This is a genomic window from Pseudomonas sp. P106(2024), assembly GCF_057480815.1.
Genome location: NZ_JBLIYU010000013.1, coordinates 23,292 through 49,026, shown reverse-complemented (window position 1 = coordinate 49,026; position 25,735 = coordinate 23,292). Strand labels below are relative to the sequence as shown.

Annotated in this window: 23 protein-coding genes and 1 pseudogene; 16 read left to right on the top strand and 8 right to left on the bottom strand. The window is 64.1% G+C overall.

From position 1 onward, the window contains the following. Position 1: 1 nt before the first annotated feature. Positions 2 to 637 carry a type II secretion system protein N gene (locus AC25M7_RS19450; RefSeq protein ID WP_241413142.1) on the top strand — a complete coding sequence of 212 codons (636 nt, stop codon included), beginning with the start codon at positions 2 to 4 and terminating at the stop codon, positions 635 to 637. Between the two features lies 1 nt (position 638). Here AC25M7_RS19450 and AC25M7_RS19445 read toward each other — a convergent pair. The 4 genes and pseudogenes from AC25M7_RS19445 to AC25M7_RS19430 all read right to left on the bottom strand — a co-directional run bounded on the left by AC25M7_RS19445 (position 639) and on the right by AC25M7_RS19430 (position 7,850). Further along, a pseudogene (locus tag AC25M7_RS19445) lies at positions 639 to 2,344 on the bottom strand (ShlB/FhaC/HecB family hemolysin secretion/activation protein). Positions 2,345 to 2,443: 99 nt separating this feature from the next. Then, positions 2,444 to 6,565: a hemagglutinin repeat-containing protein gene (locus AC25M7_RS19440; protein WP_486971368.1), complete on the bottom strand. Its 4,122-nt coding sequence runs from the start codon at positions 6,563 to 6,565 to the stop codon at positions 2,444 to 2,446. Between the two features lie 146 nt (positions 6,566 to 6,711). Then, positions 6,712 to 7,275 (bottom strand): L,D-transpeptidase family protein, encoded by a 564-nt coding sequence (locus AC25M7_RS19435; RefSeq protein ID WP_062360491.1) that lies wholly within the window; start codon positions 7,273 to 7,275, stop codon positions 6,712 to 6,714. A 20-nt stretch (positions 7,276 to 7,295) separates the two neighbouring features. Next, positions 7,296 to 7,850, bottom strand: coding sequence for an NUDIX hydrolase (locus AC25M7_RS19430; RefSeq protein ID WP_069016785.1), 555 nt, complete (start codon positions 7,848 to 7,850; stop codon positions 7,296 to 7,298). A gap of 137 nt (positions 7,851 to 7,987) precedes the next feature. Between AC25M7_RS19430 and AC25M7_RS19425 the strand changes: the two genes are divergently transcribed. The 5 genes from AC25M7_RS19425 (at position 7,988) to purT (ending at position 11,154) form a co-directional block, all read left to right on the top strand. Further along, a complete protein-coding gene (locus AC25M7_RS19425; RefSeq protein ID WP_028691598.1) occupies positions 7,988 to 8,587 on the top strand; it encodes a CoA pyrophosphatase in 600 nt (199 codons plus the stop codon). Between the two features lie 44 nt (positions 8,588 to 8,631). Next, positions 8,632 to 9,156 carry a gamma carbonic anhydrase family protein gene (locus AC25M7_RS19420; protein ID WP_062360497.1) on the top strand — a complete coding sequence of 175 codons (525 nt, stop codon included), beginning with the start codon at positions 8,632 to 8,634 and terminating at the stop codon, positions 9,154 to 9,156. Next, the gene (locus tag AC25M7_RS19415) at positions 9,146 to 9,343 is read left to right on the top strand and encodes a DUF1289 domain-containing protein (RefSeq protein WP_028691596.1); all 198 of its coding nucleotides are present in this window, start codon (positions 9,146 to 9,148) and stop codon (positions 9,341 to 9,343) included. Before AC25M7_RS19420 ends, AC25M7_RS19415 begins: the two co-directional genes overlap by 11 nt. An 87-nt stretch (positions 9,344 to 9,430) precedes the next feature. Continuing rightward, positions 9,431 to 9,898: a VUT family protein gene (locus tag AC25M7_RS19410; protein WP_028691595.1), complete on the top strand. Its 468-nt coding sequence runs from the start codon at positions 9,431 to 9,433 to the stop codon at positions 9,896 to 9,898. A gap of 74 nt (positions 9,899 to 9,972) precedes the next feature. Continuing rightward, positions 9,973 to 11,154, top strand: a complete 1,182-nt coding sequence (gene purT, locus AC25M7_RS19405) for a formate-dependent phosphoribosylglycinamide formyltransferase (protein ID WP_050704195.1) — start codon at positions 9,973 to 9,975, stop codon at positions 11,152 to 11,154. Positions 11,155 to 11,232: 78 nt separating this feature from the next. On the opposite strand, the gene AC25M7_RS19400 is transcribed toward purT, so the two are convergent. From AC25M7_RS19400 to AC25M7_RS19390, 3 genes are all read right to left on the bottom strand, one after another. Beyond that, a complete protein-coding gene (locus AC25M7_RS19400; protein ID WP_307942563.1) occupies positions 11,233 to 12,537 on the bottom strand; it encodes an MFS transporter in 1,305 nt (434 codons plus the stop codon). 242 nt (positions 12,538 to 12,779) lie between these two features. Next, positions 12,780 to 13,967 carry a transporter associated domain-containing protein gene (locus tag AC25M7_RS19395; RefSeq protein WP_028691592.1) on the bottom strand — a complete coding sequence of 396 codons (1,188 nt, stop codon included), beginning with the start codon at positions 13,965 to 13,967 and terminating at the stop codon, positions 12,780 to 12,782. 9 nt (positions 13,968 to 13,976) lie between these two features. Next, positions 13,977 to 14,786, bottom strand: coding sequence for a cytochrome C assembly family protein (locus AC25M7_RS19390; RefSeq protein ID WP_028691591.1), 810 nt, complete (start codon positions 14,784 to 14,786; stop codon positions 13,977 to 13,979). A 218-nt stretch (positions 14,787 to 15,004) separates the two neighbouring features. On the opposite strand from AC25M7_RS19390, the gene ffh reads away from it, so the two are divergent. From ffh to AC25M7_RS19360, 6 genes are all read left to right on the top strand, one after another. Next, entirely contained in the window at positions 15,005 to 16,381 is a 1,377-nt protein-coding gene (gene ffh / locus AC25M7_RS19385) for a signal recognition particle protein (RefSeq protein WP_028691590.1), read from the top strand. 232 nt (positions 16,382 to 16,613) lie between these two features. Beyond that, positions 16,614 to 16,865, top strand: a complete 252-nt coding sequence (rpsP, locus tag AC25M7_RS19380) for a 30S ribosomal protein S16 (RefSeq protein ID WP_011535318.1) — start codon at positions 16,614 to 16,616, stop codon at positions 16,863 to 16,865. 5 nt (positions 16,866 to 16,870) lie between these two features. Continuing rightward, complete coding sequence (gene rimM / locus AC25M7_RS19375) at positions 16,871 to 17,407, top strand: ribosome maturation factor RimM (RefSeq protein WP_028691589.1); 537 nt, start codon at positions 16,871 to 16,873, stop codon at positions 17,405 to 17,407. Between the two features lie 3 nt (positions 17,408 to 17,410). Further along, positions 17,411 to 18,163, top strand: coding sequence for a tRNA (guanosine(37)-N1)-methyltransferase TrmD (gene trmD / locus AC25M7_RS19370; RefSeq protein ID WP_028691588.1), 753 nt, complete (start codon positions 17,411 to 17,413; stop codon positions 18,161 to 18,163). A 42-nt stretch (positions 18,164 to 18,205) separates the two neighbouring features. Further along, the gene (rplS, locus tag AC25M7_RS19365; RefSeq protein WP_011535315.1) at positions 18,206 to 18,556 is read left to right on the top strand and encodes a 50S ribosomal protein L19; all 351 of its coding nucleotides are present in this window, start codon (positions 18,206 to 18,208) and stop codon (positions 18,554 to 18,556) included. Positions 18,557 to 18,655: 99 nt separating this feature from the next. Then, positions 18,656 to 19,063 (top strand): acyl-CoA thioesterase, encoded by a 408-nt coding sequence (locus AC25M7_RS19360; RefSeq protein WP_023629813.1) that lies wholly within the window; start codon positions 18,656 to 18,658, stop codon positions 19,061 to 19,063. 19 nt (positions 19,064 to 19,082) lie between these two features. Here the strand turns inward: AC25M7_RS19360 and AC25M7_RS19355 are convergent, their stop codons facing one another. After that, positions 19,083 to 20,903, bottom strand: a complete 1,821-nt coding sequence (locus AC25M7_RS19355) for a cation:proton antiporter (RefSeq protein WP_028691586.1) — start codon at positions 20,901 to 20,903, stop codon at positions 19,083 to 19,085. 68 nt (positions 20,904 to 20,971) lie between these two features. Between AC25M7_RS19355 and xerD the strand changes: the two genes are divergently transcribed. The 4 genes from xerD (at position 20,972) to thrC (ending at position 25,623) form a co-directional block, all read left to right on the top strand. Continuing rightward, positions 20,972 to 21,868 carry a site-specific tyrosine recombinase XerD gene (xerD, locus tag AC25M7_RS19350; protein ID WP_028691585.1) on the top strand — a complete coding sequence of 299 codons (897 nt, stop codon included), beginning with the start codon at positions 20,972 to 20,974 and terminating at the stop codon, positions 21,866 to 21,868. A 154-nt stretch (positions 21,869 to 22,022) separates the two neighbouring features. Next, positions 22,023 to 22,772 carry a thioredoxin fold domain-containing protein gene (locus AC25M7_RS19345; RefSeq protein WP_028691584.1) on the top strand — a complete coding sequence of 250 codons (750 nt, stop codon included), beginning with the start codon at positions 22,023 to 22,025 and terminating at the stop codon, positions 22,770 to 22,772. A gap of 82 nt (positions 22,773 to 22,854) precedes the next feature. Beyond that, positions 22,855 to 24,159, top strand: coding sequence for a homoserine dehydrogenase (locus AC25M7_RS19340; protein ID WP_028691583.1), 1,305 nt, complete (start codon positions 22,855 to 22,857; stop codon positions 24,157 to 24,159). Positions 24,160 to 24,213: 54 nt separating this feature from the next. Next, a complete protein-coding gene (gene thrC, locus AC25M7_RS19335; RefSeq protein WP_028691582.1) occupies positions 24,214 to 25,623 on the top strand; it encodes a threonine synthase in 1,410 nt (469 codons plus the stop codon). Positions 25,624 to 25,735: the final 112 nt, after the last annotated feature.

Here is a 25,735-nt window from a genome sequence, read left to right as displayed (position 1 = left end):
GATGGCCCTCGTGTTCTGCCTGACGCTGTTGGCCGAGCTGCCAGCGCGTTGGTTGGTCGCCGGGTTCGGGCTACCGGCCGAGGGCGTGAGCGGCAGCCTGTGGCAAGGGCAGGCCGAGCGGTTGGGTGCGGCAGGACCGGTGCAATGGACGTGGCGAGCATGGCAGCGCGACCTGCAGGTTCGGTTGGTTTTTCAAGGTCAGGGTTGGCAAGGGCGCCTGAGCGGCTGGCCGTGGCGTTGGCAGGCCGGGCTGCAGGCAGTGGGCGCGCAGCCCAGCGCGGCCCTGGGATACCGCCTGACCGGGCAGTGGCAAGGGGGCATCAGCCTGCAAGGCTCGGGGCAGCGTTGCCTGGCCGCCGAAGGGCGGATCACGGTGGCCGACCTGGCCTTGAGCGCCCCGTGGTCCCTGGGATTGGGGCAGGGGACGCTGGAAATGGACTGTCGCCAGGGCTGGCGGCTGGTCGCGGGGCTGGTTCGCCAAGGCCAACACCAGCTCGGCCTGGAGGCCGACCTGGTGGCACGGCGGGCGCAGCTCGATTTCGCAATGTCGGCCGATGCCGGCCTGACCCCGGTGCTGCGCGGCCTGCAATGGCTGGGGCCGGAAGACACTATTGGACAGCGTGGGCTGAGCTGGTAGCTCAAATGCTCAGGGACCACTGGGCTACCCAGAAACCGTGTTCCAACGCCTTGCGCCGTCGATCGCTGGCATGCAGGGCGCGCTGGTAGTCCAGGCGCAGGCTGCTGCGTGGGACGCTCAGCTCAATACCCACCGAGGCACCGGTCAGGCGCTGGGAGGGACTCTCGCGCATATAGCGGGCCCAGCCATGGTCAAGGCCTATCGATGGGCGTGCTTGCACAGGCCAGGTCCACCCGAGGGCAGCGGCTGACTGAGGGTGTTGCGCCAGACGGCGGCACTGGCGCCGGTCACGTTGTGCTGACGAAAACCGCGCACGGCCGAGTGATCGCTGAGCTGCTGCTGTTCGATCGCGGGCAGGACATCGGTGCTGAATTGCAGGGCCAGTTCACTCTGCCAACGCCATGGGTGCTCGGCAGGGCCTTGGCGCAGGTGCAGGAGGTTGGCGCGGTACTTTGTGAAGTCCGGACGGGGCGCACGCTTGTTGTGGTGGGGCTGGTCGGCGCCGAACCAGTCCACGCCCTTGCTCACGCCCAGGTACAGGTTCCATAGCCCGCTCTCCAGCCACAGCAGATTGAGGCCGGCATCGACGGTACTCAGGGTCGGGCTCTGCAGCGCCAGTACCACCGGGCCAAAGCGGTTGGTCAATGCCTTGCGGTCCACGCGGGTGCTGGCGCTGAGCATGCCTTGGCGATTGCGCCAGAGCACACGCTCCGCGCCAAGGCCGAAAAACTCGTTCTCGCCATTGCTGCTGTAGCGGGTCCGGGGCACCGGGGCACTGTAGCGCATCTGGCTGGCGTTGAGGCTGAAGGTCCAGGGACCGTGAGGCAGGCTGTAATGGAGGCTCAAGCCTTCGGTTTGTCCTGGTGCTTCGAAAACGGTCCGGTTGAACGACAGGCGCAGGTCGTCGTTCAAACCCAGCGGGCTGTCCAGGCCCAGGCCCAGGTTCAGGCGATGGCGGCCGGTCGTTTCACCGCCACGGTTGTCGATGCTGGCGTCCAGGTGCACGCGTGAGCAGACCTGCCGAGGTTCGATCACGACGCGGGTCCCCCCTTGCAACTCCCCAGGCAGCAGGGCCATTTCCAGGTCGTAGGCGCGCAGACGATTAAGTTGGTCGAGGCCTTGCTCAAGATCCGGCAAATGCAGGGGGCGGCCGAGTGTGCCTGGAAACGCGTTGCCCAGTGACAGGGGCAGGCCCTGGTCAGTGATTTCGATCGATTCTATGAAGCCCTCGACAATCACGATATCCAGTGGGGCGCCATGTTCAGGGGGGCGTGCAACGTAGGGGCGGCTGGTGGGATAGCCGGCCTGCACGTACTGCTGGGTGATTGCCTTGAGCAATCGGTCGATTTCTGCTGCGCCCATGCATGAGGACGACAAGGCGCGTACGGTGGGTTCAAGGTGCTGGGACCGAAGTGTTCGGTTGCCCGCCAGTCGCACGCCACTCACTGCCCAGCAGCGTTGACCCTGTTCGGTGGACGGTGTTTCGCTTCGGTGTGCTCTGTCGATGGGCCGTGAATGTTCCCAGCGTTCGAGTCGTCGGTCCTGTTCCAGTTTTCGCAGTGACTGCTGTTGGTCGCGTAGGTCCTGGCCGGCCGGATCGATCCAGCGTGGAGCCGCTACTACCGCCGATGGGCAGGCCAGGAAGATACTGGCGAGCAGGATGCTCGCGGCTCGGTATGAGACGCGGCTGAAAGTGCGGGTGTTCATGGGTCTGGGTCCGATACCGGTCCTCGCCAGCTCGGCGATTCAGGGTTGGATGGGGAGGTGCAGCGGCCTGTGGGCCGCTGCTTGCCAGGTGTTCGCGCCTCAGCGCTTGCGGCCCTGCTCAATTTGCGAGACGTACTCGGTGGTGGTGTCGTGGCCACTGCTTTCGTACGGCTTGTTGTTGCTGTTGCCTTCACCCTTGCCATGGAACAGGCTGGTTAAGAAACCGACCGCACTCTTTGTCAGGCCCCCTGGCGTCAGGTCTACGTTGACCTTGGTATCCTCCTGATAGTCGCGGCCGCTGAGGTTCTGTCGGGTAATGCTGCTCCCGACGTCGACCTTGCCATCGCTGGCCTGTACTTTGGCGCCGACAAGATGGGTTGTGCCCCCGACGCCCAGGTCGATGCCCTGTGTGCCGGAGAGGGTGGTCTGTTGTGTGACGGTATCGTCAAGCTTCCTGGAGAGGCCTCCCTTGATTGCCGGCGTGACCTTGTCGGTGACCGTGCTCCAGAGCGCACTGACGATTTCGCCGATGTCGCCTTTGTCGAAGGCGTCCGCCAGTGATGGCTTGGCATCACCGGAAGCGTCTGCGGCGTCTTTCTGGTTCATTTTGATATCGGCATTGAGGGCCTTGGCGTCAGTCTGGTTCTTGCGACTTGCCACCAGCAGATCGCCACCGATTTCGCCTGCGACATGATGGGCTTCGACCTGGGCACCTTCGATACGGGTATCGCCTTTACTCTGTAACTCGACTGTGTCGGCGCGCAGACGGCTGTCGCTCCAGGTCGTGTTGTTGCGCGTGTCCAGTTCAAGCTGGACCAGGGCGTTCGCGCCTCCCAGTCCTATTGCTGAAAGCTTGGCTCCGGCGCCGAGGGTGACATCGAGGCTGTCGTGTTGTTCGGTGTTGCCTGCGGCTTCGATCAACACGCCACCATTGCGAGCCTCGAGGCCGATCTTCCGAGCACTGGCCTGCAACCCTTGCACGTTGAGGGCAGCATCATTGCTGGCCAGGCTTGTGAGCTGCACCGCCCCGTTACTGTCGAACGTCGCGCCGACGGCGGTACGCTTTTCCTGGCTGGTCCGGGCAAAGGTGCCTTCAGCGCCCAGACCGCCACCCACAGCGCTCCCCGAGCCATCCAGTTTGCCACCCCAGGTACCGCCCACCTTGGTTTCGGTATCGCTGGCTGCGGCCACGGTCAGCAGCCCCTCACTGTGCAGCGTGATATCGCCGGTGGCCACGGTGCCGCTACCGATGCGCGTTCCCTCCAGACGCAGGTCGCCATGGCTGGAGAGCCCAACCTCATGCTTGCTGTCGATTTGCGCGACTCGCGCCTTGCTGTTCTGAGCCTCGTGCGTGTGGTGTTTGAGAGTACCCTGCGCCCCGCCATTGGCTCCGATCAGGTTGACACCCGCCTTCAGCGCCAGGCCTGCGTCCAGTGTCGTGGTTTTCTCCACGGTGCGGTCATGAACAGCCGCCAGTGTCAGGTCACCTTGGCTATCCAGGCGCACCGCACCCTCGCCGCCGTCGATGCGGGTACCCTCGTAGTGTCCGTTACCCGTGAGCGCCACCTGAACCCCATGCTTGCCCTGCAGACTGCCAACGCGGGCGAGCGTGGTTTCTCCCAGGCTCGCCTCGGAGCCCCCATGCCCTTCAAGCGTGCCGTTGACATCCGTCAAGGTCTTGCTGTCCACGCGCAGGTTACCGCCTGCGTTGACGCGGCTTGTTTCACGGGTAGTGCGATCACTGGCGGCCAGCATCTGGTGTTCGCCCGCCACGATCCGCAGATCACCCGCCTTGGCGTTGTAGTCGGTGCCCTCGTCCTTGATGCTGTCATAGGCCTGAACGATGACACGCCCTGCTTCGAATGTGCTGACCTGCGCCGTGCTGGTGGTGTCCCTCTGCTTGAGCGACTGGTGCTCCAGGGCCAGCTTTGCCTCCAGGTTTGGCTTCTGCGAATCGTTGAGCGTCGATTCGGCTTTCTGGCCTGTAGCCAACTGGCGCAAATGGTCGAAGGCGTACTTGGCGCGATCTGTCACGTATGCATAGTCGGCACTGACACCCAGGCCTCCATCCCACTTGCTCAGGAGGGTCTCGCGTACCGTGGTGTCGGCTGCCGCCTGGTTGTCGATCGTGTCAGCATTTATTTCCAGCGATCCTTGCGCCTGCACCTGGGCGGCAGAGGTAACCAGCTTTGCGGCATCGATCTTCATGTCACCGCTTGATTTCAGCGTGCTGCGTTGAACGGTGGACTGACTTTGGAGCTCGACGGTCGGACCCTGGTAGCCGTCGATGCTCACGCCGACACGCTCGGTCCCGATGGTGGCACTCAGCGCCGCGCCGCGGGTGGTGTCGAGGGTGTGTCTGCTGTCGTTATCGTAGGCCGCTGCAAGTTCGATGTCGTTGGCGTTGGCGGTGAGACTGCCGGCATTCGCTTGAACCTCGGAGCCCTTGAGCGTCAGCTTGCGAGCACTGGCCAAGGAAACGGTGCCGGCACTGACCGAACTCGCCACCTGGCGAGTCAAGGCTGTATTTTCATCCTTGTGCAAATGCTCGTAACCGATTTTCGCGGAGTACTGGCCTGAATCCGTTGCCGTTTCCCCGGCGCTGGCAACGAAGTCGCGAACACCAGTGATGCGATGACCCTGGTCGTTTTCCTCGGCGCTTTCAATGGTCAAGTCGCCCTTGCTGTCCAGCTGGAGGTGGTGCTTGGCATTGAGGTGTGAGCCACTGACCTGCATGTCGCTGCCGGCATGCGCAACGAGTTTGTTGCCCTTGAGCGTGCTGGCTTTGACCTGCTCTGTGTGCGACGTGCCGTCAGTGTCTGTGCGGTCAAGGTAAATGGTGTGGCTGTGCTGTTCCTTGGTATCGCGGCTTTCCAGGCCGGCGCCGATCGTCATCTTGTTGCCACTGCGCAGGTTAAGGGTGCTTCCTGCTTCAAGCTGTGCGGCGGTCAGCGTCAGGTCATTACCTGCCAGCAGGTCCAGATCGTCCTGCGCCACAAGGCGACTGCTCACAATCTTGCGATCGGTGGTCTCGGTAAGGCCCTTGCGGCTTTCGGTGGTGACGAACCAACTCTTCTTCACCCAGTCGACAGGGTCCTTCTGCAAGGTTTCGCGGGTAATGGTATCGAGCGTCAGGTTCTTCCCAGCGTTGAGCTCGACTTGCCGGCCCTTGCCATTGGCCGCAGTGAACTGCAAATCGTACGCAGCGCTCAGCGCCAGCTTACCGTTGCTGCTGGTGAGGTTGGTCTGGAGTAGTTCGTCGCCTTGCACCACCAGGTTACCGGCTGACTGGATGCTCAGGTCACCACGTTCCGCGTGCAGGTTCATCCCACCGATCTGCACACCCGCGCCCTCGGCAGTGCTCACGATGCGAATCTGACCGGCGCGCATCGAGCCGAGCAGGCTGGCGTCAATGGATCCGGATACGCCAGGCAGATGCTGCAGCACAGCGCGGTTTTCGGCATCGACAGTATTACGTCCGACGGTGAGGTTCAGGTCGTCCTTGGCCAACAGCAAGCCTTTGGCATCGATACGTGGCGCGATAAGCGCCAAGGCGCCTTCGCCATTGCTCAGGCCACGCCCCAGCACATTGAGGGCGCCGCGGGCATCACGGCTGTCGAGATGTTTGACCTGCCCATCCTGGACGTGCGCATTACCTACCACGAAGCCCGCGCGGGTCGTATTGATGAAGCTGCCACCGTTGACCGTGATGCCGTTGGGATTGGCAAGCAGGTAATCGGCTTTCTGCCCGAAGATTTCCTGCGCGCCTTCGATTTTCGAGGCGTTCTGGCTGATGACCTCGTTGAGGATGGTCGAGGCGGCCTGGCCTTGGAACTGCGGGTTGGCGCCGAGCTGGCCGGCCAGTTGCGATTGCCCGGCCTGCAGGGCGTTGTTCAACACCAGACCTTGCCTGCCGACGTTGTAGTCGAGGAACTGATTATGCGACAGGCCGCTGGCATTGGGTGCGACGATGTCGATCACCGGAACGCCGTGGCCATTGTCGATGATCGGGGTACCGCCAGGGCCCGGCGCCGGGGTCAGGGCGCCTTGCGCTTGGACCTGGGTGGTGCCCAGCAGGGCGAGAAAGACAGCCCAGCGTAAAGTGTCGGGACTGGTTTTGGGAGCAGGATTTTGCATGAGAACCTCGCAAGTGATGTACGAAATCGAGTAATCATTTGCGGGAATTTTAAGAAGACTGTTGATGGCGTTTATGTGGCTCAATGCCATCACTTTGTGGGAAGGAATGCTCTTTGTCGCGTAGGAAAAGTGAGCAGATATCTACAGAAACGGAGTTTGACGGCGAAAGAGAAAGGCCTGCCCTGCGTGAGCAGGACAGGCCTTCGTCGTAATCGGATGAGTCGAGAGGATCAGGGCCGGATTTCGATCAGCGTGCCGTCCTTGACCATGCTCCACACCTCGCGCATGTCGTCATTGCGCATGGCGATGCAGCCCTCGGTCCAGTCGAGGGTGTGGAAGTACCACTCGGGGTACTCCTCGTTGATCGGCGTGCCGTGGATCATGATCATGCTGCCGGGGGGCACGCCTTCGCTGCGGGCCTTGGCGGCATCGGTGATGTTCGGGTAGGAGATGTGCATGGCCAGGTTGTAGCGGTCGCTGACCTTGCGCCAGTCAAGCCAGTACAGCCCTTCGGGGGTCTTCTTGTCGCCCTCGCGCTGCTTGGCGCCCTTGGGCTGCTTGCCCAGGGAGATGCGGTAGGTCTTGAGCGGCTCGCCGCGGCTGATCAACTGCAGGCGGCGTTCGGACTTGATCACCAGCACCTTGTCGATCAGCCGTTCCTGCTGGGCGCCGCCAGTGGCGGGCTGGGCCGGCGACTGCACGGCCGACGGTGTCTTGCGGATGATGGTCTCGGTGAAGGCGGCTTGCGACACCGAGGCGACACTGAGGCAGAAGAGGGCAAGCAGCCAGCGCATGAAACCGTATCCCTGAAGACTTAAATGGTGGGCGACGAAACGTTCATCGGCGGCAGGTATTCATGGCCTATGGGGTAGTGCTGCCTGATGCGGTCGCGATAATAGCATTCTAGTGTGCGTGTGACGGTGCGGAAAGCCAGCTCGCCCCAGGGGATCTCGTGTTCCTCGAACAGGCGCACCTCCAGGCTCTCGATGCCCACGGCGAAGTCCAGGTCGGCCAGCTCGGCACGGAAGAACACGTGTACCTGGTTGATGTGCGGCAGGTCGAACAGCTGGTACAGGCTCATCTCGGCGACCCGGGCGCAGGCCTCCTCGACGGTTTCGCGACGGGCGGCGGCATCCAGGGTCTCGCCGTTCTCCATGAACCCGGCGGGCAAGGTCCAGAAGCCCCGGCGCGGCTCGATGGCGCGGCGGCACAGCAGCACCTGGGAACGCCAGATGGGCAGCACCCCGGCGACGATGTTGGGGTTCTGGTAGTGGATGGTCTGGCAATGGTCGCAGACATACCGCAGGCGGCTGTCGCCTTCGGGGATCCGCTGGGTGACCGGTTGGCCGCACGCGCTGCAGAATTTCATGCTTACATTCATTCCAATGGGGTCGGACTATCTTGGCGCGCCCGGCCCGCCCACCGCAAGCGGCCTGCGGGCGGGGCTTGGGTGCCTCGCGGCTTTGGTGCATCATGCAAGGCAGGCCTTGGACACGAGAGTGCGTAATGCTGGATGAGCTTCTTCGCCGAATGAGCAACCATACCCCCGCGTCACTGGAGACGGACCGCCGTTTCCCAGAAGCGGCGGTGTTGTTGCCCATTACCCGTAGCGAAGAGCCGGAGCTGGTGCTGACCCTGCGCGCCCAAGGCCTGTCGACCCACGGCGGCGAAGTTGCCTTTCCTGGCGGTCGGCGCGATCCGGAAGACCCCGACCTGGTGTTCACCGCCCTGCGCGAGGCCGAGGAAGAAATCGGCCTGCCGCCCGGGCTGGTCGAGGTGATCGGGCCGCTGAGCCCGGTGATCTCGTTGCACGGCCTGAAGGTGACACCGTTCGTCGGTTTGATCCCCGACTATGTCGAGTACCGCGCCAATGACGCCGAAATTGCCGCAGTGTTCACCGTGCCGCTGGCGTTCTTCCGTCAGGATCCCCGTGATCACACCCATCGCATCGACTACCAGGGGCGCAGCTGGTACGTGCCCAGCTACCGTTACGGCGACTACAAGATCTGGGGCTTGTCGGCGATCATGATCGTCGAACTGGTCAACCTGCTGTTCGATGCCGGCATCAGCCTGCACCAGCCACCCGAGCGTTTCATCAAGAACTGAGCGGGGTACACCCCGCCACCGCGTTCAACCGTGAGGAGCGATACATGAAATACCGCCTGGGCGACCTGCGGGTCGAGACCCATCCCGAGAGCTGGACCGCGCCCAACGCCACGCTGATCGGCAAGGTGCGCCTGCAGGCCCGCGCCAGCGTCTGGTTCGGCGCGGTGCTGCGCGGCGACAACGAGCTGATCGACATCGGCGAGGACAGCAACGTCCAGGACGGCACGGTGATGCACACCGACATGGGTGCGCCGCTGACCATCGGCCGTGGCGTGACCATCGGCCACAACGCCATGCTGCACGGCTGCATGGTCGGGGACTACAGCCTGATCGGCATCAACGCGGTGATTCTCAACGGGGCGCGGATCGGCAAGCATTGCATCATCGGCGCCAATGCGCTGATCCCCGAAGGCAAGGAAATTCCCGACGGTTCGCTGGTGATGGGCTCGCCGGGCAAAGTGGTGCGCGAGCTTACCGAGCAGCAGAAGCGCATGCTCGAGGCCAGCGCCGCGCACTACGTGCACAACGCCCAGCGCTATGCGCGTGAGCTGGTGATCGATGAAGACTGACGAACGGCCCGTGGCCTCGCCCTGCGTCAGCATCTGCGCGCTGGACGAGCAGGATATCTGCACCGGGTGCCAGCGCACGGTGGACGAGATCACCCGCTGGGGGCGGATGGACAACGAGCAGCGCCGGGAGGTGCTCAAGAAATGCCATGAGCGGGCGCTGGCGGCGGGGCTGGTGATTGGCCTGTAACACGGGACGCCGGTGGCGTGGGAGCGGGCTTGTCCCACGATGGGGCCGGCGCTAATCTGTGCGGCTGGCCCACCGAACGCAAAGACCATGTTCTATCTCATCGCCTACATCAGCAGCGTGGTGCTGATCAACTACGCCTTTTCCAGCGCGCCGCACCTGGACGTGATCTGGTCCGCCTGGGGCGGATTGGTGTTCATCCTGCGCGACATGGTGCAGACCCGCTACGGCCACGGCGCGTTGCTGGCCATGCTGGCGGCGCTGGTGCTGTCCTACGCGACGTCGGAGCCGGCCATCGCCCTGGCCAGCGCCACCGCGTTCTTCGTCTCCGAGCTGATCGACTGGCTGGTGTTCAGCGTCACCCGACGGCCTTTGCGTGACCGCCTGTGGCTGAGTTCGGCGCTGAGCATCCCGGTCGACACCTTCATCTTCTTCGGCATGATCGGCGCGCTGACCCCGGCGGTGATCGGCACGGCGCTGGCCTCGAAGTTCGCCGGGGTAACGGCGGTCTGGTTGATCATGGCCTGGCGGGCACGGCGCGCGGTGGCCACATCCTGATGTAGAATACCGGTCCATTTTTCAGCGGGCGGCAGCCAGCGTGGCGCGGCCCCGGACGCCTTCGAGGACCTGAAATGACCCGTATCGGAACCCCATTGTCGCCCACCGCGACCCGTGTACTGCTGTGCGGCTGCGGCGAACTGGGCAAGGAAGTGGTGATCGAGCTGCAGCGCCTGGGTGTCGAGGTGATTGCCGTGGACCGTTACGCCAACGCGCCGGCCATGCAGGTCGCGCACCGCAGCCATGTGATCAACATGCTCGACGGCGTCGCCCTGCGCGCGGTGATCGAGGCTGAGAAACCGCACTACATCGTGCCCGAGATCGAGGCCATCGCCACCGCCACCTTGGTCGAGCTGGAAAACGAAGGCTTCAACGTGGTGCCCACCGCCCGCGCCACACAGCTGACCATGAACCGCGAAGGCATCCGCCGCCTGGCGGCCGAAGAGCTCGACCTGCCGACTTCGCCGTATCACTTCGCCGACACCTACGAGGACTACGCCAAGGCCGTGGCCGACCTGGGCTACCCGTGCGTGGTCAAGCCGGTGATGAGCTCCTCGGGCAAGGGCCAGAGCCTGCTGCGTGGCGACGATGACCTGCGAAAAGCCTGGGACTACGCCCAGGAAGGTGGCCGCGCCGGCAAGGGCCGGGTGATCATCGAGGGCTTCATCGACTTTGAGTACGAGATCACCCTGCTGACCGTGCGCCATGTGGGCGGCACCACTTTCCTCGCGCCGGTCGGTCACCGTCAGGAGAAGGGCGACTATCAGGAGTCCTGGCAACCCCAGGCCATGAGCCCGAAGGCCTTGGCCGAGTCGCAGCGGGTGGCCCAGGCGGTCACCGACGCGTTGGGCGGGCGTGGCCTGTTCGGCGTGGAGCTGTTCGTCAAGGGCGACCAGGTGTGGTTCAGCGAGGTCTCGCCGCGTCCGCACGACACCGGCCTTGTGACCCTGATCTCCCAGGACCTGTCGCAGTTCGCCCTGCATGCCCGGGCCATTCTCGGCCTGCCGATCCCGGTGGTGCGCCAGTTCGGTCCATCGGCCTCGGCGGTGATCCTGCCGGAAGGCCAGTCGCAGCAGACCAGCTTCGCCAACCTCGGCGCCGCACTGAGCGAGCCGGATACCGCCATTCGCCTGTTCGGCAAGCCTGAGATCAACGGCACCCGCCGCATGGGCGTGTGCCTGGCTCGCGACGAGTCGGTCGAGGCCGCCCGGGCCAAGGCGACCCGTGCTTCGCAAGCCGTGAAAGTCGAGTTCTGACCTGAAACGATCGCGGGGCAAGCCCGCTCCCACGCCAGTATCAGCCTGGCGTGGGAGCGGGCTTGCCCCGCGATTGCTTCAAAGCTCGGTATTGCGCGTCTCTTTCAGGCACAACACGGCAATCAGGCTGATCACCGCCGCCACTGACACATACCCTCCCACCCAGCTCAATCCCCCCATGCTCACCAGCTTCTGGGCAAAGAACGGTGCCGCCGAGGCGCCGACGATACCGCCCAGGTTGTAGGCCGCCGAGGCGCCGGTGTAGCGCACATGGGTCGGGAACAGCTCGGGCAGCAGCGCGCCCATCGGCGCGAAGGTCACCCCCATCAGGAACAGCTCGATGGCCAGGAACAGCGCCACGCCCGTGGTAGAGCCCGAGGTCAGCAGCGGTTCCATGGTGAAACCCGAGGCGATCGCCAGCAGGCCGCCGACCACCAGCACCGGCTTGCGCCCGTAACGGTCGCTGAGCCAGGCCGACAGCGGCGTGGCCAGGGCCATGAACACCACCGCGAAGCACAGCAGGCCGAGGAAGGTCTCGCGACTGTAGCCGAGGGTGGTCACGCCATAGCTGAGCGAGAATACCGTGGAGATGTAGAACAGCGCATAGCACACCACCATGGCCGCGGCGCCCAGCAGGGTCGGCAGCCAGTAGCGGGCGAACAGGTCGACCACCGGCATCTTCACCCGTTCGTGACGGGCGACCGCCTTGGCGAACACCGGGCTTTCCTCCAGCTTCAGGCGCACGTACAGGCCGACCAGCACCAGCGCTGCGCTGAGCAGGAACGGAATGCGCCAGCCCCATTCGCGGAACTGCTCGTCGCTGAGCACCAGGGCCAGGGTGAGGAACAGGCCGTTGGCGGCGAGAAAGCCGATCGACGGGCCCAGCTGCGGGAACATGCCGAACCAGGCGCGCTTGCCCTGTGGCGCGTTCTCGGTGGCCAGCAGCGCCGCGCCACCCCATTCGCCGCCCAGCCCCAGGCCTTGGCCGAAGCGCAGCAGGCAAAGGATGATCGGCGCCCAGACGCCGATGCTGTCATAGCCGGGCAGCACGCCGATCAGCGTGGTGGACACGCCCATCAGCAGCAGCGAGGCGACCAGCGTCGACTTGCGCCCGATGCGGTCGCCAAAGTGGCCGAACAGCGCCGAGCCCAGCGGGCGGGCGAGGAAGGCGATACCAAAGGTGAGAAAGGCCGCGAGCATCTGCGCGGTGCCGGAGCTTGACGGGAAGAATACCGGCCCGATCACCAGCGCGGCGGCGGTGGCGTAGACGTAGAAATCGTAGAACTCGATGGCGGTGCCGATGAAACTGGCGGTGGCCACCCGGGCCGGCGAATTGACCGGTGTTGCCGAGGCAGGTTCGGCGTAGGTGCTGCTGGTAGTCATGCGAAGGTCCCTGACAGTCATGCTCCATGGGGCACGGCCCATGTGACGGGCACACGGGAGCCGGAGCGTATTGTTGTTGGTCGCGCGACTGACGATAGCCCAGGGGATAGGCGGTGAGCGGTTGCTGTTCGGGGTGCTGAAGCAGGACCGCGGGGCGTGTCAGTGGTGCGGACTGGCCGTCGGGCGCTGGGTGCGGATAGCGGGCGGGACGGCAGGGCTGGGTAAGCGTGTTTCGAGTATAGCTAGCGAGTCAGTGTCCAGACCAGTACCTTGCTCGCGCAATTATCCTCGGTTTCGAGGATTTCCAGCCGATATCTGCCAATTTTGAGACATACCGCGCTTGCCGGGATGCTTTCCAATGCCTCGGTGACCAGCCCGTTGAGGGTTTTCGGCCCGCCGTCGCAGGGCAGGTGCCAGCCAAGGGTGCGGTTGATCTCGCGCAGCGAGGCCGTCCCCTCGATGACGAAGCGGCCATCGGGTTGGGGGTGGACGTGAGGGTTGTCCAGGCTTTGCTCGTCCTCGAACTCGCCGACGATCTCCTCGAGGATATCCTCCAGGGTGACGATGCCCAGCACCTCGCCGTACTCGTCCACCACCACGCCCATGCGCCGCTGCTGCTTGTGGAAGTTCAGCAACTGCATCTGCAGCGGGGTGCTTTCGGGGACGAAGTAGGGTTCGTAACAGGCCGCCTGGAGTTTCTCAGGGGTCAGCTCGGCTCGCGGCAGCAGGTGGCTGATCAGCTTGGTGTTGAGTACCGCTTCGACCTGGTTGATGTCGTTGTGGTAGACCGGCAGGCGGGTGTGACGGCTGACGATCAGTTGCTCGATGATGCGTTCGATGGGGTCGTCGAGGTTGATGCCGTCGACTTCGTTTCGTGGCACGAGGATGTCGTTGACGGTGATCTTGTCCAGTGCCTGCAGGCCTTCGAGCAGGCCGTGGCGGGTGCTGTCAGTCGGGCCGTCCTCGTCGAAGTCGTCGTCTGCTTGCGGATGCAGGGCCACTGCCGTGGGTTGCGCGCGGAACGGGCGCAGGATCTGCTTGGCGCAGCCGTCGAGCAGGCAGCCCAGCGGCTGCAGCAGCGCCAGCGGCCATTTAAGCAGGTTATCGCCCAGGCTCAGGAAGGCTTGCGGGTCGCGGCGGGCCAGGCGGCGTGGCAGGTAGTCGGCGAGCACCAGCAGGGTGAAGGCGGCCCCGAGGCCCGCCAGCCAGAAACCGTGCTCACCGTCGTAGCGCTGGCCGATCAGGCAGGCCAGGCCCAGCACCAGCAACTTGCCGAGGCTGGCGCCGAGCACCAGGCCCTGGGCGGGGAGAGTGGCGTCGCCCTGGCCAGTGGCTTGCTGGCGGGCGCTGTCGACCGCGGTGAACAACGCCGACCACAGCAGCGCCAGTGCGATGATGCCGAGCAGCGGGGCGTACGGCAGGGTGTCCATGGGCGACCGTCAGATATGCAGGATGAATTCGCGGACCAGCTTGCTGCCGAAATAGGCCAGCATCAGCAGGCAGAAGCCGGCCAGGGTCCAGCGGATAGCCTTGTGCCCGCGCCAGCCGAGGCGGGTACGGCCCCACAGCAGCACGCTGAACACGATCCAGGCCACGCAGGCCAGCAGGGTCTTGTGCACCAGATGCTGGGCGAACAGGTTGTCGAGGAACAGCCAGCCGGAGATCAGCGACAGCGACAGCAGCACCCAGCCGGCCCAGAGGAAGCCGAACAGCAGGCTTTCCATGGTCTGCAGCGGCGGGAAGTTGCGGATCAGCCCGGACGGATGCTTGTGTTTGAGCTGGTGGTCCTGCAGCAACAGCAGCAGGGCCTGGAACACGGCGATGGTGAACAGGCCGTAGGCCAGGATCGACAGCAGGATGTGCGCGAGAATGCCGGGCTCTTCGTTGATCAGCGGCACCGTGCCGGGCGGGGCGAACTGGGCCAGCAGCGCGGTCACCGCGCCAAGCGGGAACAGCAGCACCAGCAGGTTCTCCACCGGGATGCTCAGGCAGGCGAGCAGGGTCAGGCCGATCACCGCCACGGCGATCAGGCTGGCGGCGCTGAAGAAGTCCAGGCTCAGGCCCAGGGGCGTGATCAGCTGGAAGAACAGGGCGCCGCCCTGGGCGACCACCGCCAACGTGCCGAGCAGGCCCAGCAGCCGTTTGTCGGCGCGGGCGCCACGGGCCAGCCCGGTGGCCTGGTAGACGGACGCGGCCAGATAGAGGAAGGCAGCGAGCAGATTGGGGATGAGGCTGGGTGAAGAGAACATAAGTCCTGGCAGGCAAGCCCTAAAGGGACGGAGTTTGGCATAGATCGCGGTGGGCAAGGAAGACTGCGTGTCAATCGTGGGGCTAGCCGGTGGTCCCGAGCGAGGTGTGCGCAGGAAGCAGTCTCCGCTATAATCGCCGCCTTGCTCTGCCCGGCGCGTGTACATGTTCACCTGGGCATCTGAAAAACCTCGGCTTCACTGGGCCTGAAAGGATCACCATGTTCGAAAACCTGACCGACCGCCTGTCACAGACGCTACGCCATGTCACCGGCAAGGCCAAGCTGACCGAAGACAACATCAAGGACACGCTGCGCGAAGTGCGCATGGCCCTGCTCGAGGCCGACGTCGCCCTGCCGGTGGTCAAGGATTTCGTCAACAGCGTCAAGGAGCGCGCGGTCGGCACCGAGGTGTCGCGCAGCCTGACGCCAGGCCAGGCCTTCGTGAAGATCGTCCAGGCCGAGCTGGAAAGCCTGATGGGCGCGGCCAACGAAGAGCTGACGCTCAACGCCGCGCCGCCTGCCGTGGTGCTGATGGCCGGTCTGCAAGGTGCCGGTAAGACCACCACCGCCGGCAAGCTGGCGCGTCACCTGAAAGAGCGCAAGAAGAAGAGCGTGATGGTGGTGTCGGCCGACGTCTACCGTCCGGCGGCGATCAAGCAGCTCGAAACCCTGGCCAACGACATCGGCGTGACTTTCTTCCCGTCCGATATCAGCCAGAAGCCAGTGGCCATCGCCGAGGCGGCGATCCGCGAGGCCAAGCTCAAGTTCATCGACGTGGTGATCGTCGATACCGCCGGTCGACTGCATGTCGACGCCGACATGATGGACGAGATCAAGGCCCTGCACGCTGCGGTCAAGCCGATCGAGACCCTGTTCGTGGTCGACGCCATGACCGGCCAGGACGCGGCCAACACCGCCAAGGCCTTCGGCGACGCCCTGCCGCTGACCGGCGTGGTGCTGACCAAGGTCGACGGCGACGCCCGTGGCGGTGCCGCGCTGTCGGTGCGCGCCATCACCGGCAAGCCGATCAAGTTCATCGGCATGGGCGAGAAGACCGAGGCCCTGGAACCGTTCCACCCTGATCGCATTGCCTCGCGCATCCTCGGCATGGGCGATGTGCTCAGCCTGATCGAGCAGGCCGAGCAGAACATCGACAAGGCCAAGGCCGACAAGCTGGCCAAGAAGCTGAAGAAGGGCAAGGGCTTCGATCTCGAGGACTTCCGCGACCAACTGCAGCAGATGAAGAACATGGGCGGTCTCGGCGGCCTGATGGACAAGCTGCCGAGCATCGGTGGCGTGAACCTGTCGCAGATGGGCAATGCCCAGGGCGCGGCCGAGAAGCAGTTCAAGCAGATGGAGGCGATCATCAACTCCATGACGCCGGCCGAGCGTCGCGACCCCGACCTGATCAGCGGTTCGCGCAAGCGCCGCATCGCCCTCGGTTCCGGCACCCAGGTGCAGGACATCGGCCGCTTGATCAAGCAGCACAAGCAGATGCAGAAGATGATGAAGAAATTCTCCGCCAAGGGCGGCATGGCCAAGATGATGCGTGGCCTTGGCGGGATGCTGCCGGGTGGCGGCATGCCGAAACTGTAAAAGAATCCGGCGGGCTTCCTTATATGAGGAAGTCTGCCAGACCCCCGCTATGGCGGGATCATGGCCGCCGCGAGGTGGCCCAAACCGGCAGAACTGATCGGCAGGCCCCGGCATTGCCGAAAAAGGCATTTGCAAATGTCCGTGTATTCCCCGAGAATATGCGGCCTTTTGGGCACCCGTGTGCCCATTGGGCATTCAGTTTTGCAGCACCGACTATAGGAACGATGTTCACATGGTAACCATTCGTCTGGCCCGTGGCGGCTCGAAAAAGCGCCCATTCTACCACCTGACCGTGACCAACTCGCGTAACGCCCGTGACGGCCGTTTCGTTGAGCGCGTTGGTTTCTTCAACCCGATCGCATCGGGCGCCGAAGTCAAGCTGTCGGTCAACCAAGAGCGCGTCACCTACTGGCTGAGCCAGGGCGCACAGCCGTCTGAGCGTGTTGCTCAGCTGCTGAAGGAAGCTGCCAAGGCTGCAGCCTGAGCAGTATGAACGCGACGCCAGAAAAGGCTGACGACCTCATCGTCGTTGGCAAGATTTTTTCGGTTCACGGCGTTCGCGGCGAGGTGAAGGTGTATTCCTTTACCGATCCGATTGAAAACCTGTTGGATTATCCGCGCTGGACGCTCAAGCACGAAGGCAAGGTAAAACAGGTCGAGCTGGTCAGCGGTCGTGGCTCCCAGAAGGGCCTGGTCGTAAAACTCAAAGGCCTCGATGATCGTGATGAAGCCCGTCTTCTGAGCGGTTACGAAATCTGCATACCGCGGAGCCTTTTGCCCAACCTGGCAGCCGACGAGTACTACTGGTACCAGTTGGTGGGCCTGAAGGTCATCAATCAGGACGAACAGCTGTTCGGCAAGATCGATCACCTGTTGGAGACCGGCGCGAACGATGTAATGGTGGTCAAACCCTGCGCAGGCAGCCTGGATGATCGCGAGCGTCTGTTGCCCTATACCGGGCAATGCGTGCTGGCAATCGACCTGGAAGCAGGCGTAATGCGGGTTGAGTGGGACGCGGACTTCTAGACGATGGGTAACCTTCGCGTAGACGTCATCACGTTGTTCCCCGAGATGTTCTCGGCCATCACGGAGTACGGCATTACCAGCCGCGCGGTGAAACAGGGGTTGCTGCAAGTGACCTGCTGGAATCCGCGGGACTACACCACAGATCGCCACCACACCGTGGACGATCGGCCGTTTGGCGGTGGTCCGGGCATGGTGATGAAGATCAAGCCTCTGGAAGACGCCCTGGTTAGCGCCAGGCAGGCGACCGGAGCATCGGCAAAGGTGATCTACCTTTCGCCACAAGGCCGCAAGCTGACCCAGCAAGCGGTCAAAGGCCTGGCCGAACAGGAATCGTTGATCCTGATCGCCGGTCGTTATGAAGGCATCGACGAGCGCTTTATCGAGGCTCATGTCGATGAGGAGTGGTCGATTGGCGACTATGTGCTTTCCGGTGGCGAGCTGCCGGCCATGGTACTGATCGATGCGGTTACACGGCTGCTGCCCGGAGCTTTAGGGCATGTGGACTCGGCGGAGGAAGACTCTTTCACCGACGGTCTGCTGGATTGCCCGCATTACACCCGACCCGAGGTGTATGCGGATCAGCGTGTTCCCGACGTGTTGCTAAGTGGCAACCATGCACATATCCGGCGTTGGCGGATGAAGCAGTCCCTTGGTAGGACCTTCGAACGACGCGCCGATCTTCTGGAAAGTCGCTCGCTTTCTGGAGAAGAGAAGAAGCTGCTCGAGGAATACATCCGCGAGCGGGACGATAGTTAAACGTATCGATGGTGGATCAAGTATCCATCTTAGGAGCACAGCATGACCAACAAGATCATCCAGCAGCTCGAAGCCGAGCAGATGAGCAAAGAGATCCCGACCTTCGCACCAGGCGACACCGTTGTCGTCCAGGTTAAAGTGAAGGAAGGCGACCGCTCGCGTCTGCAAGCGTTCGAAGGCGTCGTTATCGCCAAGCGTAACCGCGGTCTGAACAGCGCCTTCACCGTGCGCAAGATCTCCAGCGGCGTTGGCGTAGAGCGTACCTTCCAGACCTACAGCCCGCAGATCGACAGCCTGGCCGTGAAACGTCGTGGTGACGTGCGTAAAGCCAAGCTGTACTACCTGCGCGACCTGTCCGGCAAAGCCGCTCGCATCAAGGAAAAACTGTCCTGAGTACAGTTTGCCTGGCGGCCTAGGCCGCCTTGCGAGAAAAAAGCAGCCTTCGGGCTGCTTTTTTGTTTTCTGAAACCCGCCCTTGCGATGTGACCGAAAATGACCACCCGAGACCAGGAAATCCAGCGCCGCACCGAGCTTTCGGTGACCCGCGTGACCAAAGCGGTGTTCCCCAACACCACCAACCACCACAACACCTTGTTCGGCGGTACCGCCCTGGCGTGGATGGACGAAGTGTCGTTCATTGCCGCCACCCGATTCTGCCGGCTGCCACTGGTGACCGTGTCCACCGATCGTATCGACTTCAAGCACCCGATCCCGGCCGGTTCGATCGTCGAGCTGGTGGGCACGGTGATCAAGGTCGGCAACACCAGCCTGCAGGTGCAGGTGGATGTGTTCGTCGAGAACATGTACCTCGACGGGCGGGAGCGGGCGATCCATGGCGTGTTCAGCTTCGTCGCCATCGACGAGGACAAGCGCCCGGTGCCGGTGCTGCCGTTGGCCTGATTGCCGGGCCATTCGTAAGTCAATGCGCTACGGGCTGCTCGGTCAGTTCCGGCTCCACCAGCGCCACCAGTGTCCACCCGGGCTGCGGCTTGAGCGGGTTGTCCGGGCTGGCCACATGCACCCAGCCTTGTCCGTCCCGGGCGAACAGCAGCGTGGCCCGCGGGCCATGCAGGTGCTGGTAGTCGTCCCAGCCGAAGGCCTCGGTCAACGTGGTGCTGTACAGCTCGGCACCCTGGTGCAACAGCTTGGCCAGTTGCCCATAGGTCATCGGGCTCGACCCGAGTAATTGTCCGCGATGTTCCTCGCTGGCCCGATGCTTGTCGCTGCGCTTTTTTTCAAGACCGCTGGCCAGCACGAACAATCGGGCCTGGCCAAAGTCATGGCGAAAGCGCGCGCAGGCCAGGGCGTTGAGCTCGCCCGCCGGTGACAACCCCAGCAGATGCCCCAGGCCGACCAGGTCGAGGTGGGCGTCGGCGTGCTGCGAGGCGGGGTTGCCGAAGTAGGTCGGCAGGTTGTCCATGCGCGCGGCGCGGATGTTCTCCCAGCTCGAGTCGGTCAGCAGCACCCGGCAACCCAGTTGCTGCAGGGCCTTGGCGATGACCCGCGCAGGCGGGTTGGCGCCGACCACGAGAAACCCGCTCGGCGCCGGTTCCGCCACCTTCAGCAGGCGCGCCAGGGGCCTGGCGGTGGCGCTTTGCAGCACCACGGTGCCGATGATCACGGCGAAGGTCAGTGGCACCAGCAGCAGCGCGCCTTCGTGCCCGGCCTGGTCGAGGCGAATGGCGAAAATCGCCGATACGGCCGCCGCCACGATGCCTCGTGGCGCGATCCAGGCCAGCAATGCCCGTTCCCGCCAGCTCAGTGGCGAGCCCAGGGTCGACAGCAGCACGTTAAGCGGTCGCGCCAGCAACTGGATCACCAGCAGCAGTCCCAGTACCGCCGGCCCCAGGGCCAGCAACGCGTGCAGGTCGAGCCGCGCGGCCAGGAGGATGAACAGGCCGGAGATCAGCAGCACGCTGAGGTTTTCCTTGAAATGCAGGATCTGCCGCACGTCCACGCCGGGCATGTTGGCCAGCCACATGCCCATGACCGTGACCGCCAGCAGCCCCGATTCGTGGACGATCTGGTTGGCGGCGATGAAGATGCCCAGCACCGCCGCCAGCGAGGCCAGGTTGTGCAGGTATTCCGGCAACCACTGTTCGCGCATGACCTGCCCGAGCAGCCAGCCACCGGCAACCCCCAGCGCACTGCCGCAGAAGATCACCCCGGCGAAGGTCGCCAGGCTGTGGCTGAGGCCTTCGCCGGCGGCGCTGGCGATGATGAAGCTGTAGACCACCACCGCCAGCAGCGCGCCGATCGGGTCGATGACAATGCCTTCCCAGCGCAGGATGTTGGCGATCGCCGCCTTCGGCCGCACCACCCGTAGCATGGGCACGATCACCGTGGGGCCGGTGACCAGGGTCAGGGTGCCGAACAGGATCGCCAGGGGCCAGTCGAAGCCCAGCAGCCAATGGGTGGCCAGGGCGATCACCAGCCAGGTGCTCAGCGCGCCGACGGTGACCAGGCGGTGCACCACGCTGCCGATCTCGCGCCATTGCGACAGGTGCAGGGTGAGGCTGCCTTCGAACAGGATCAGCGCCACCGCCAGCGACACAAGCGGCATCAGCAGCGGGCCGAACAGCGCCTGCGGCTGCAGCCAGCCCAGCACCGGCCCGGCGAGGATGCCGCACAGCAACAGGAACAGGATCGCCGGCAGTTTCAGGCGCCAGGCCAGCCACTGGCAGAGCAGGGCGGCGGCGCCGATGCCGCCGACACTCAAAAGAATTTGCTGTTCGTTCACGCGGGCTCCCTCTGCATGCCGTGTTATGAAAGACTAAGCGTCATTTCGTCGTTTGCCACCGAGTCTTCATGCCTGCACTGGACCACCCCCTGATCGACCAGTTCCTCGATGCCCTCTGGCTGGAGAAGGGGCTGTCCGACAACACCCGTGCTTCGTATCGCAGCGACCTGGCGCTGTTCAATGGCTGGCTGCAGGAGCACGGCGTGGCACTGCCTGATGCCGGGCGCGAGCTGATCCTCGACCACCTGGCCTGGCGTTTCGACCAGGGCTACAAGCCGCGCTCGACCGCGCGCTTTCTTTCCGGGGTACGCGGGTTCTTCCGTTACCTGCTGCGCGAGCGGCTGGTCGCTGTCGACCCGACGTTGCAGGTGGACATGCCGCAACTGGGCCGGCCCCTGCCCAAGTCGCTGTCGGAGGCCGATGTCGAGGCCCTGTTGCAGGCGCCGGATCTCGGCGAGGCTATCGGCCAGCGCGACCGCGCCATGCTCGAGGTGCTTTATGCCTGTGGCCTGCGGGTGACCGAGCTGGTCAGCCTGACCCTGGACCAGGTCAACCTGCGCCAGGGCGTGCTGCGGGTGATGGGCAAGGGCAGCAAGGAGCGCCTGGTGCCGATGGGCGAGGAGGCGGTGGTGTGGCTCGAACGCTACCTGCGCGATGGCCGCGCCGAGCTGCTCAATGGGCGCCCCAGCGACGTGCTGTTCCCCAGCCAGCGCGGCGAGCAGATGACCCGCCAGACTTTCTGGCACCGTATCAAGCACCAGGCGCGGGTGGCCGGCATCGACAAGCCGCTGTCGCCGCACACGCTGCGCCACGCCTTTGCCACGCACCTGCTCAACCATGGCGCCGACCTGCGCGTGGTGCAGATGCTGCTGGGCCACAGCGACCTGTCCACCACGCAGATCTACACCCATGTGGCCAAGGCCCGGCTGCAGCAGTTGCACGCCGAACACCATCCACGTGGATGAATGCTTTTCATGTTCCGCCGACCGGTGCCTGAGTACCCCTACTGCGCCAGTTTGTTGTGGTAGGCTTGGACGGTTTGTTGCAAGGGCCGAATGTTCGCCACCCGCCAGGGTCAAGCAACGCCCCCACGGCCCCGTCCGCCTTCAGGAGTACCCCATGCGCGTGACCCAGATTTTCGCCGCCGCCGCCCTGGCGCTGGCCAGTACCTTTGCCGTCGCCGCGGCCACCGATGCCAATGCCGGTGCCGAGCAGGCGATCCGCAAGTCCTTGCAGAACCTCGAGCTGGAAGTGCCTGTCGAGAGCGTCAGCAGCAGCCCGCTCAACGGCCTGTACGAAGTCAAACTGCAGGGCGGTCGCGTGCTGTACGCCAGCGCCGACGGCCAGTTCGTCATGCAGGGCTACCTGTTCCAGATCCAGGACGGCAAGCCGGTCAACCTCACCGAGAAGACCGAGCGCCAGGGCATTGCCAAGCTGATCAACGGCATTCCGGTCGGCGAGATGGTGGTCTACCCGGCCAAGGGTGAAACCAAGTCGCATATCACCGTGTTCACCGACACCACCTGCCCGTATTGCCACAAGCTGCACGCCGAAGTGCCGGAGCTCAACCGTCGTGGTATCGAAGTGCGCTATGTCGCCTTCCCGCGCCAGGGGCTGGGTTCGCCGGGTGATGAGCAGTTGCAGGCGGTATGGTGCTCCAGCGATCGCCGCGCGGCGCTGGACAAGATGGTCGACGGCAAGGAGATCAAGGCCGCCAAGTGCGCCAACCCGGTCAGCAAGCAGTTCCAGCTGGGCCAGTCGATTGGTGTAAATGGCACGCCGGCGATCGTTCTACAGAATGGCCAGGTGATTCCGGGTTACCAGCCGGCGCCGCAAGTGGCCAAGCTGGCCCTGGCAGAGAGCAAGTAATCAATTCAGTACGCCGTCGTCATGGGGTGACGGCATGTTTCACGGTCGGCGCAGGTGCCGGCCGTTCTATGGGGAGTTCACAGTGAAACCGGTCAAAGTAGGCATCTGTGGGTTGGGGACCGTCGGTGGCGGAACCTTCAATGTACTTCAGCGCAACGCCGAGGAGATCGCCCGCCGTGCCGGGCGCGGTATTGAAGTGGCACAGATTGCCATGCGCTCGCAGAACCCGAACTGCCAGATTACCGGTACCCCCATTACCGCTGATGTGTTCGAAGTCGCGAGCAACCCTGAGATCGATATCGTCATCGAATTGATTGGCGGCTACACCATCGCCCGCGACCTGGTGCTCAAGGCCATCGAAAACGGCAAGCACGTGGTCACCGCCAACAAGGCGCTGATCGCCGTGCACGGCAACGAGATCTTCGCCAAGGCCCGCGAGAAGGGCGTCATCGTCGCCTTCGAAGCCGCCGTGGCCGGTGGCATCCCGGTGATCAAGGCGATCCGCGAGGGCCTGTCGGCCAACCGCATCAACTGGCTGGCCGGCATCATCAACGGCACCGGCAACTTCATCCTTACCGAGATGCGTGACAAGGGCCGCGCTTTCCCCGACGTGCTGGCCGAAGCCCAGGCACTGGGTTATGCCGAGGCCGACCCGACCTTTGACGTCGAAGGCATCGACGCCGCACACAAGCTGACCATCCTGGCGTCCATCGCCTTCGGTATCCCGCTGCAGTTCGACAAGGCCTACACCGAGGGCATCACCCAGCTGACCACCGCCGACGTCAACTACGCCGAGGCCCTGGGCTACCGCATCAAGCACCTGGGCGTGGCCCGTCGCACCGCCGACGGCATCGAGCTGCGCGTGCACCCGACGCTGATCCCCAACGATCGCCTGATCGCCAACGTCAACGGCGTGATGAACGCGGTGATGGTCAACGGCGACGCCGCTGGTTCCACCCTGTACTACGGCGCAGGTGCCGGCATGGAGCCGACCGCGTCGTCGGTAGTCGCCGACTTGGTGGACGTGGTCCGTGCAATGACTTCCGACCCGGAGAACCGCGTGCCGCACCTGGCGTTCCAGCCGGACGCGCTGTCGGCTCATCCGATCCTGCCGATCGATGCCTGTGAAAGTGCCTACTACCTGCGTATCCAGGCCAAGGACCACCCGGGCGTGCTGGCCCAGGTCGCCAGCATCCTTTCGGAGCGCGGCATCAACATCGAGTCGATCATGCAGAAGGAAGCCGAGGAGCAGGACGGCCTGGTACCGATGATCCTGCTCACCCACCGTGTGGTCGAGCAACGCATCGACGACGCCATCGTCGCCCTGGAAGCGCTCCAGGACGTGGTCGGCAAGGTCGTGCGCATCCGCGTCGAACAGCTCAATTAATTCCGGCGGCGGGCCGCGACGGCGGCCCGCGCCCAGCATCGAAGGTTTGCATCCATGCGCTATATCAGTACCCGCGGCCAGGCTCCGGCCCTGAACTTCGAAGACGTCCTGCTGGCGGGCCTCGCCAGCGACGGCGGCCTGTACGTGCCCGAGAACCTGCCGCGCTTCACCCAGGAAGAAATCGCCTCCTGGGCGGGCCTGCCTTACCACGAACTGGCCTTCAGGGTGATGCGTCCGTTCGTCGAAGGCAGCATCGCCGACGCCGACTTCAAGAAGATCCTCGAAGAGACCTACGGCAACTTCGCCCACGCCGCGGTCGCGCCGCTGCGCCAGCTCAACGGCAACGAGTGGGTCATGGAGCTGTTCCACGGCCCGACCCTGGCATTCAAGGATTTTGCCCTGCAGCTGCTCGGCCGCCTGCTCGACCATGTACTGGTCAAGCGCGGCGAGCGCGTGGTGATTGTCGGCGCCACCAGCGGTGACACAGGTTCGGCCGCTATCGAAGGCTGCCGCCGCTGCGACAACGTCGACATCTTTATCCTGCACCCGCACCAGCGCGTGTCGGAGGTGCAGCGCCGGCAGATGACCACCATCCTCGGCGACAACATCCACAACATCGCCATCGAGGGCAACTTCGACGACTGCCAGGAGATGGTCAAGGCCAGCTTCGCCGACCAGTCGTTCCTCAAGGGCACCCGCCTGGTGGCGGTCAACTCGATCAACTGGGCGCGGATCATGGCCCAGATCGTCTACTACTTCCACGCAGCTCTGCAGCTCGGCGGCCCGGCACGTTCGGTGGCGTTCTCGGTGCCGACCGGCAACTTCGGCGATATCTTCGCCGGCTACCTGGCGCGCAACATGGGCCTGCCGATCAGCCAGCTGGTAGTGGCGACCAACCGCAACGACATCCTGCACCGCTTCATGAGCGGCAACCAGTACGTCAAGGATTCCTTGCACCCGACCCTGTCGCCGTCGATGGACATCATGGTCTCGTCCAACTTCGAACGCCTGCTGTTCGACCTGCACGGTCGCAATGGCGCCGCAGTTGCCCAGCTGATGGACACCTTCAAGCAAGGCGGCGGCTTCAGCGTCGAGCAGGATCGCTGGACCGAGGCGCGCAAGCTGTTCGACTCGCTGGCCGTCACCGACGAGCAGACCTGCGAGACCATCGCCGAGGTGTTCAAGGCCACTGGTGAAGTTCTCGATCCGCACACCGCGATCGGCGTCAAGGCCGCCCGCGAGTGCCGCCGCAGCCTGGATACGCCGATGGTGGTGCTGGGTACCGCGCACCCGGTCAAGTTCCCCGAGGCGGTGGAGAAGGCTGGTGTCGCCAAGGCCCTGGAGCTGCCGGCGCACCTGAGCGACCTGTTCAGCCGTGAGGAGCGCTGCACGGTGCTGGCCAACGACCTGAAGACGGTGCAGGCCTTTGTTAGCCAGCATGGCAATCGCGGCAAGCCACTCTAAGAGCAAACCGATACGAGAAAGCCCGTCCTGAACGGGCTTTTTTGTGCCTGTCATCCACAGGCTCGAGATTTCAGATTTTTCCCATGTAGTTAGATACCTCCCCCTACTAAAG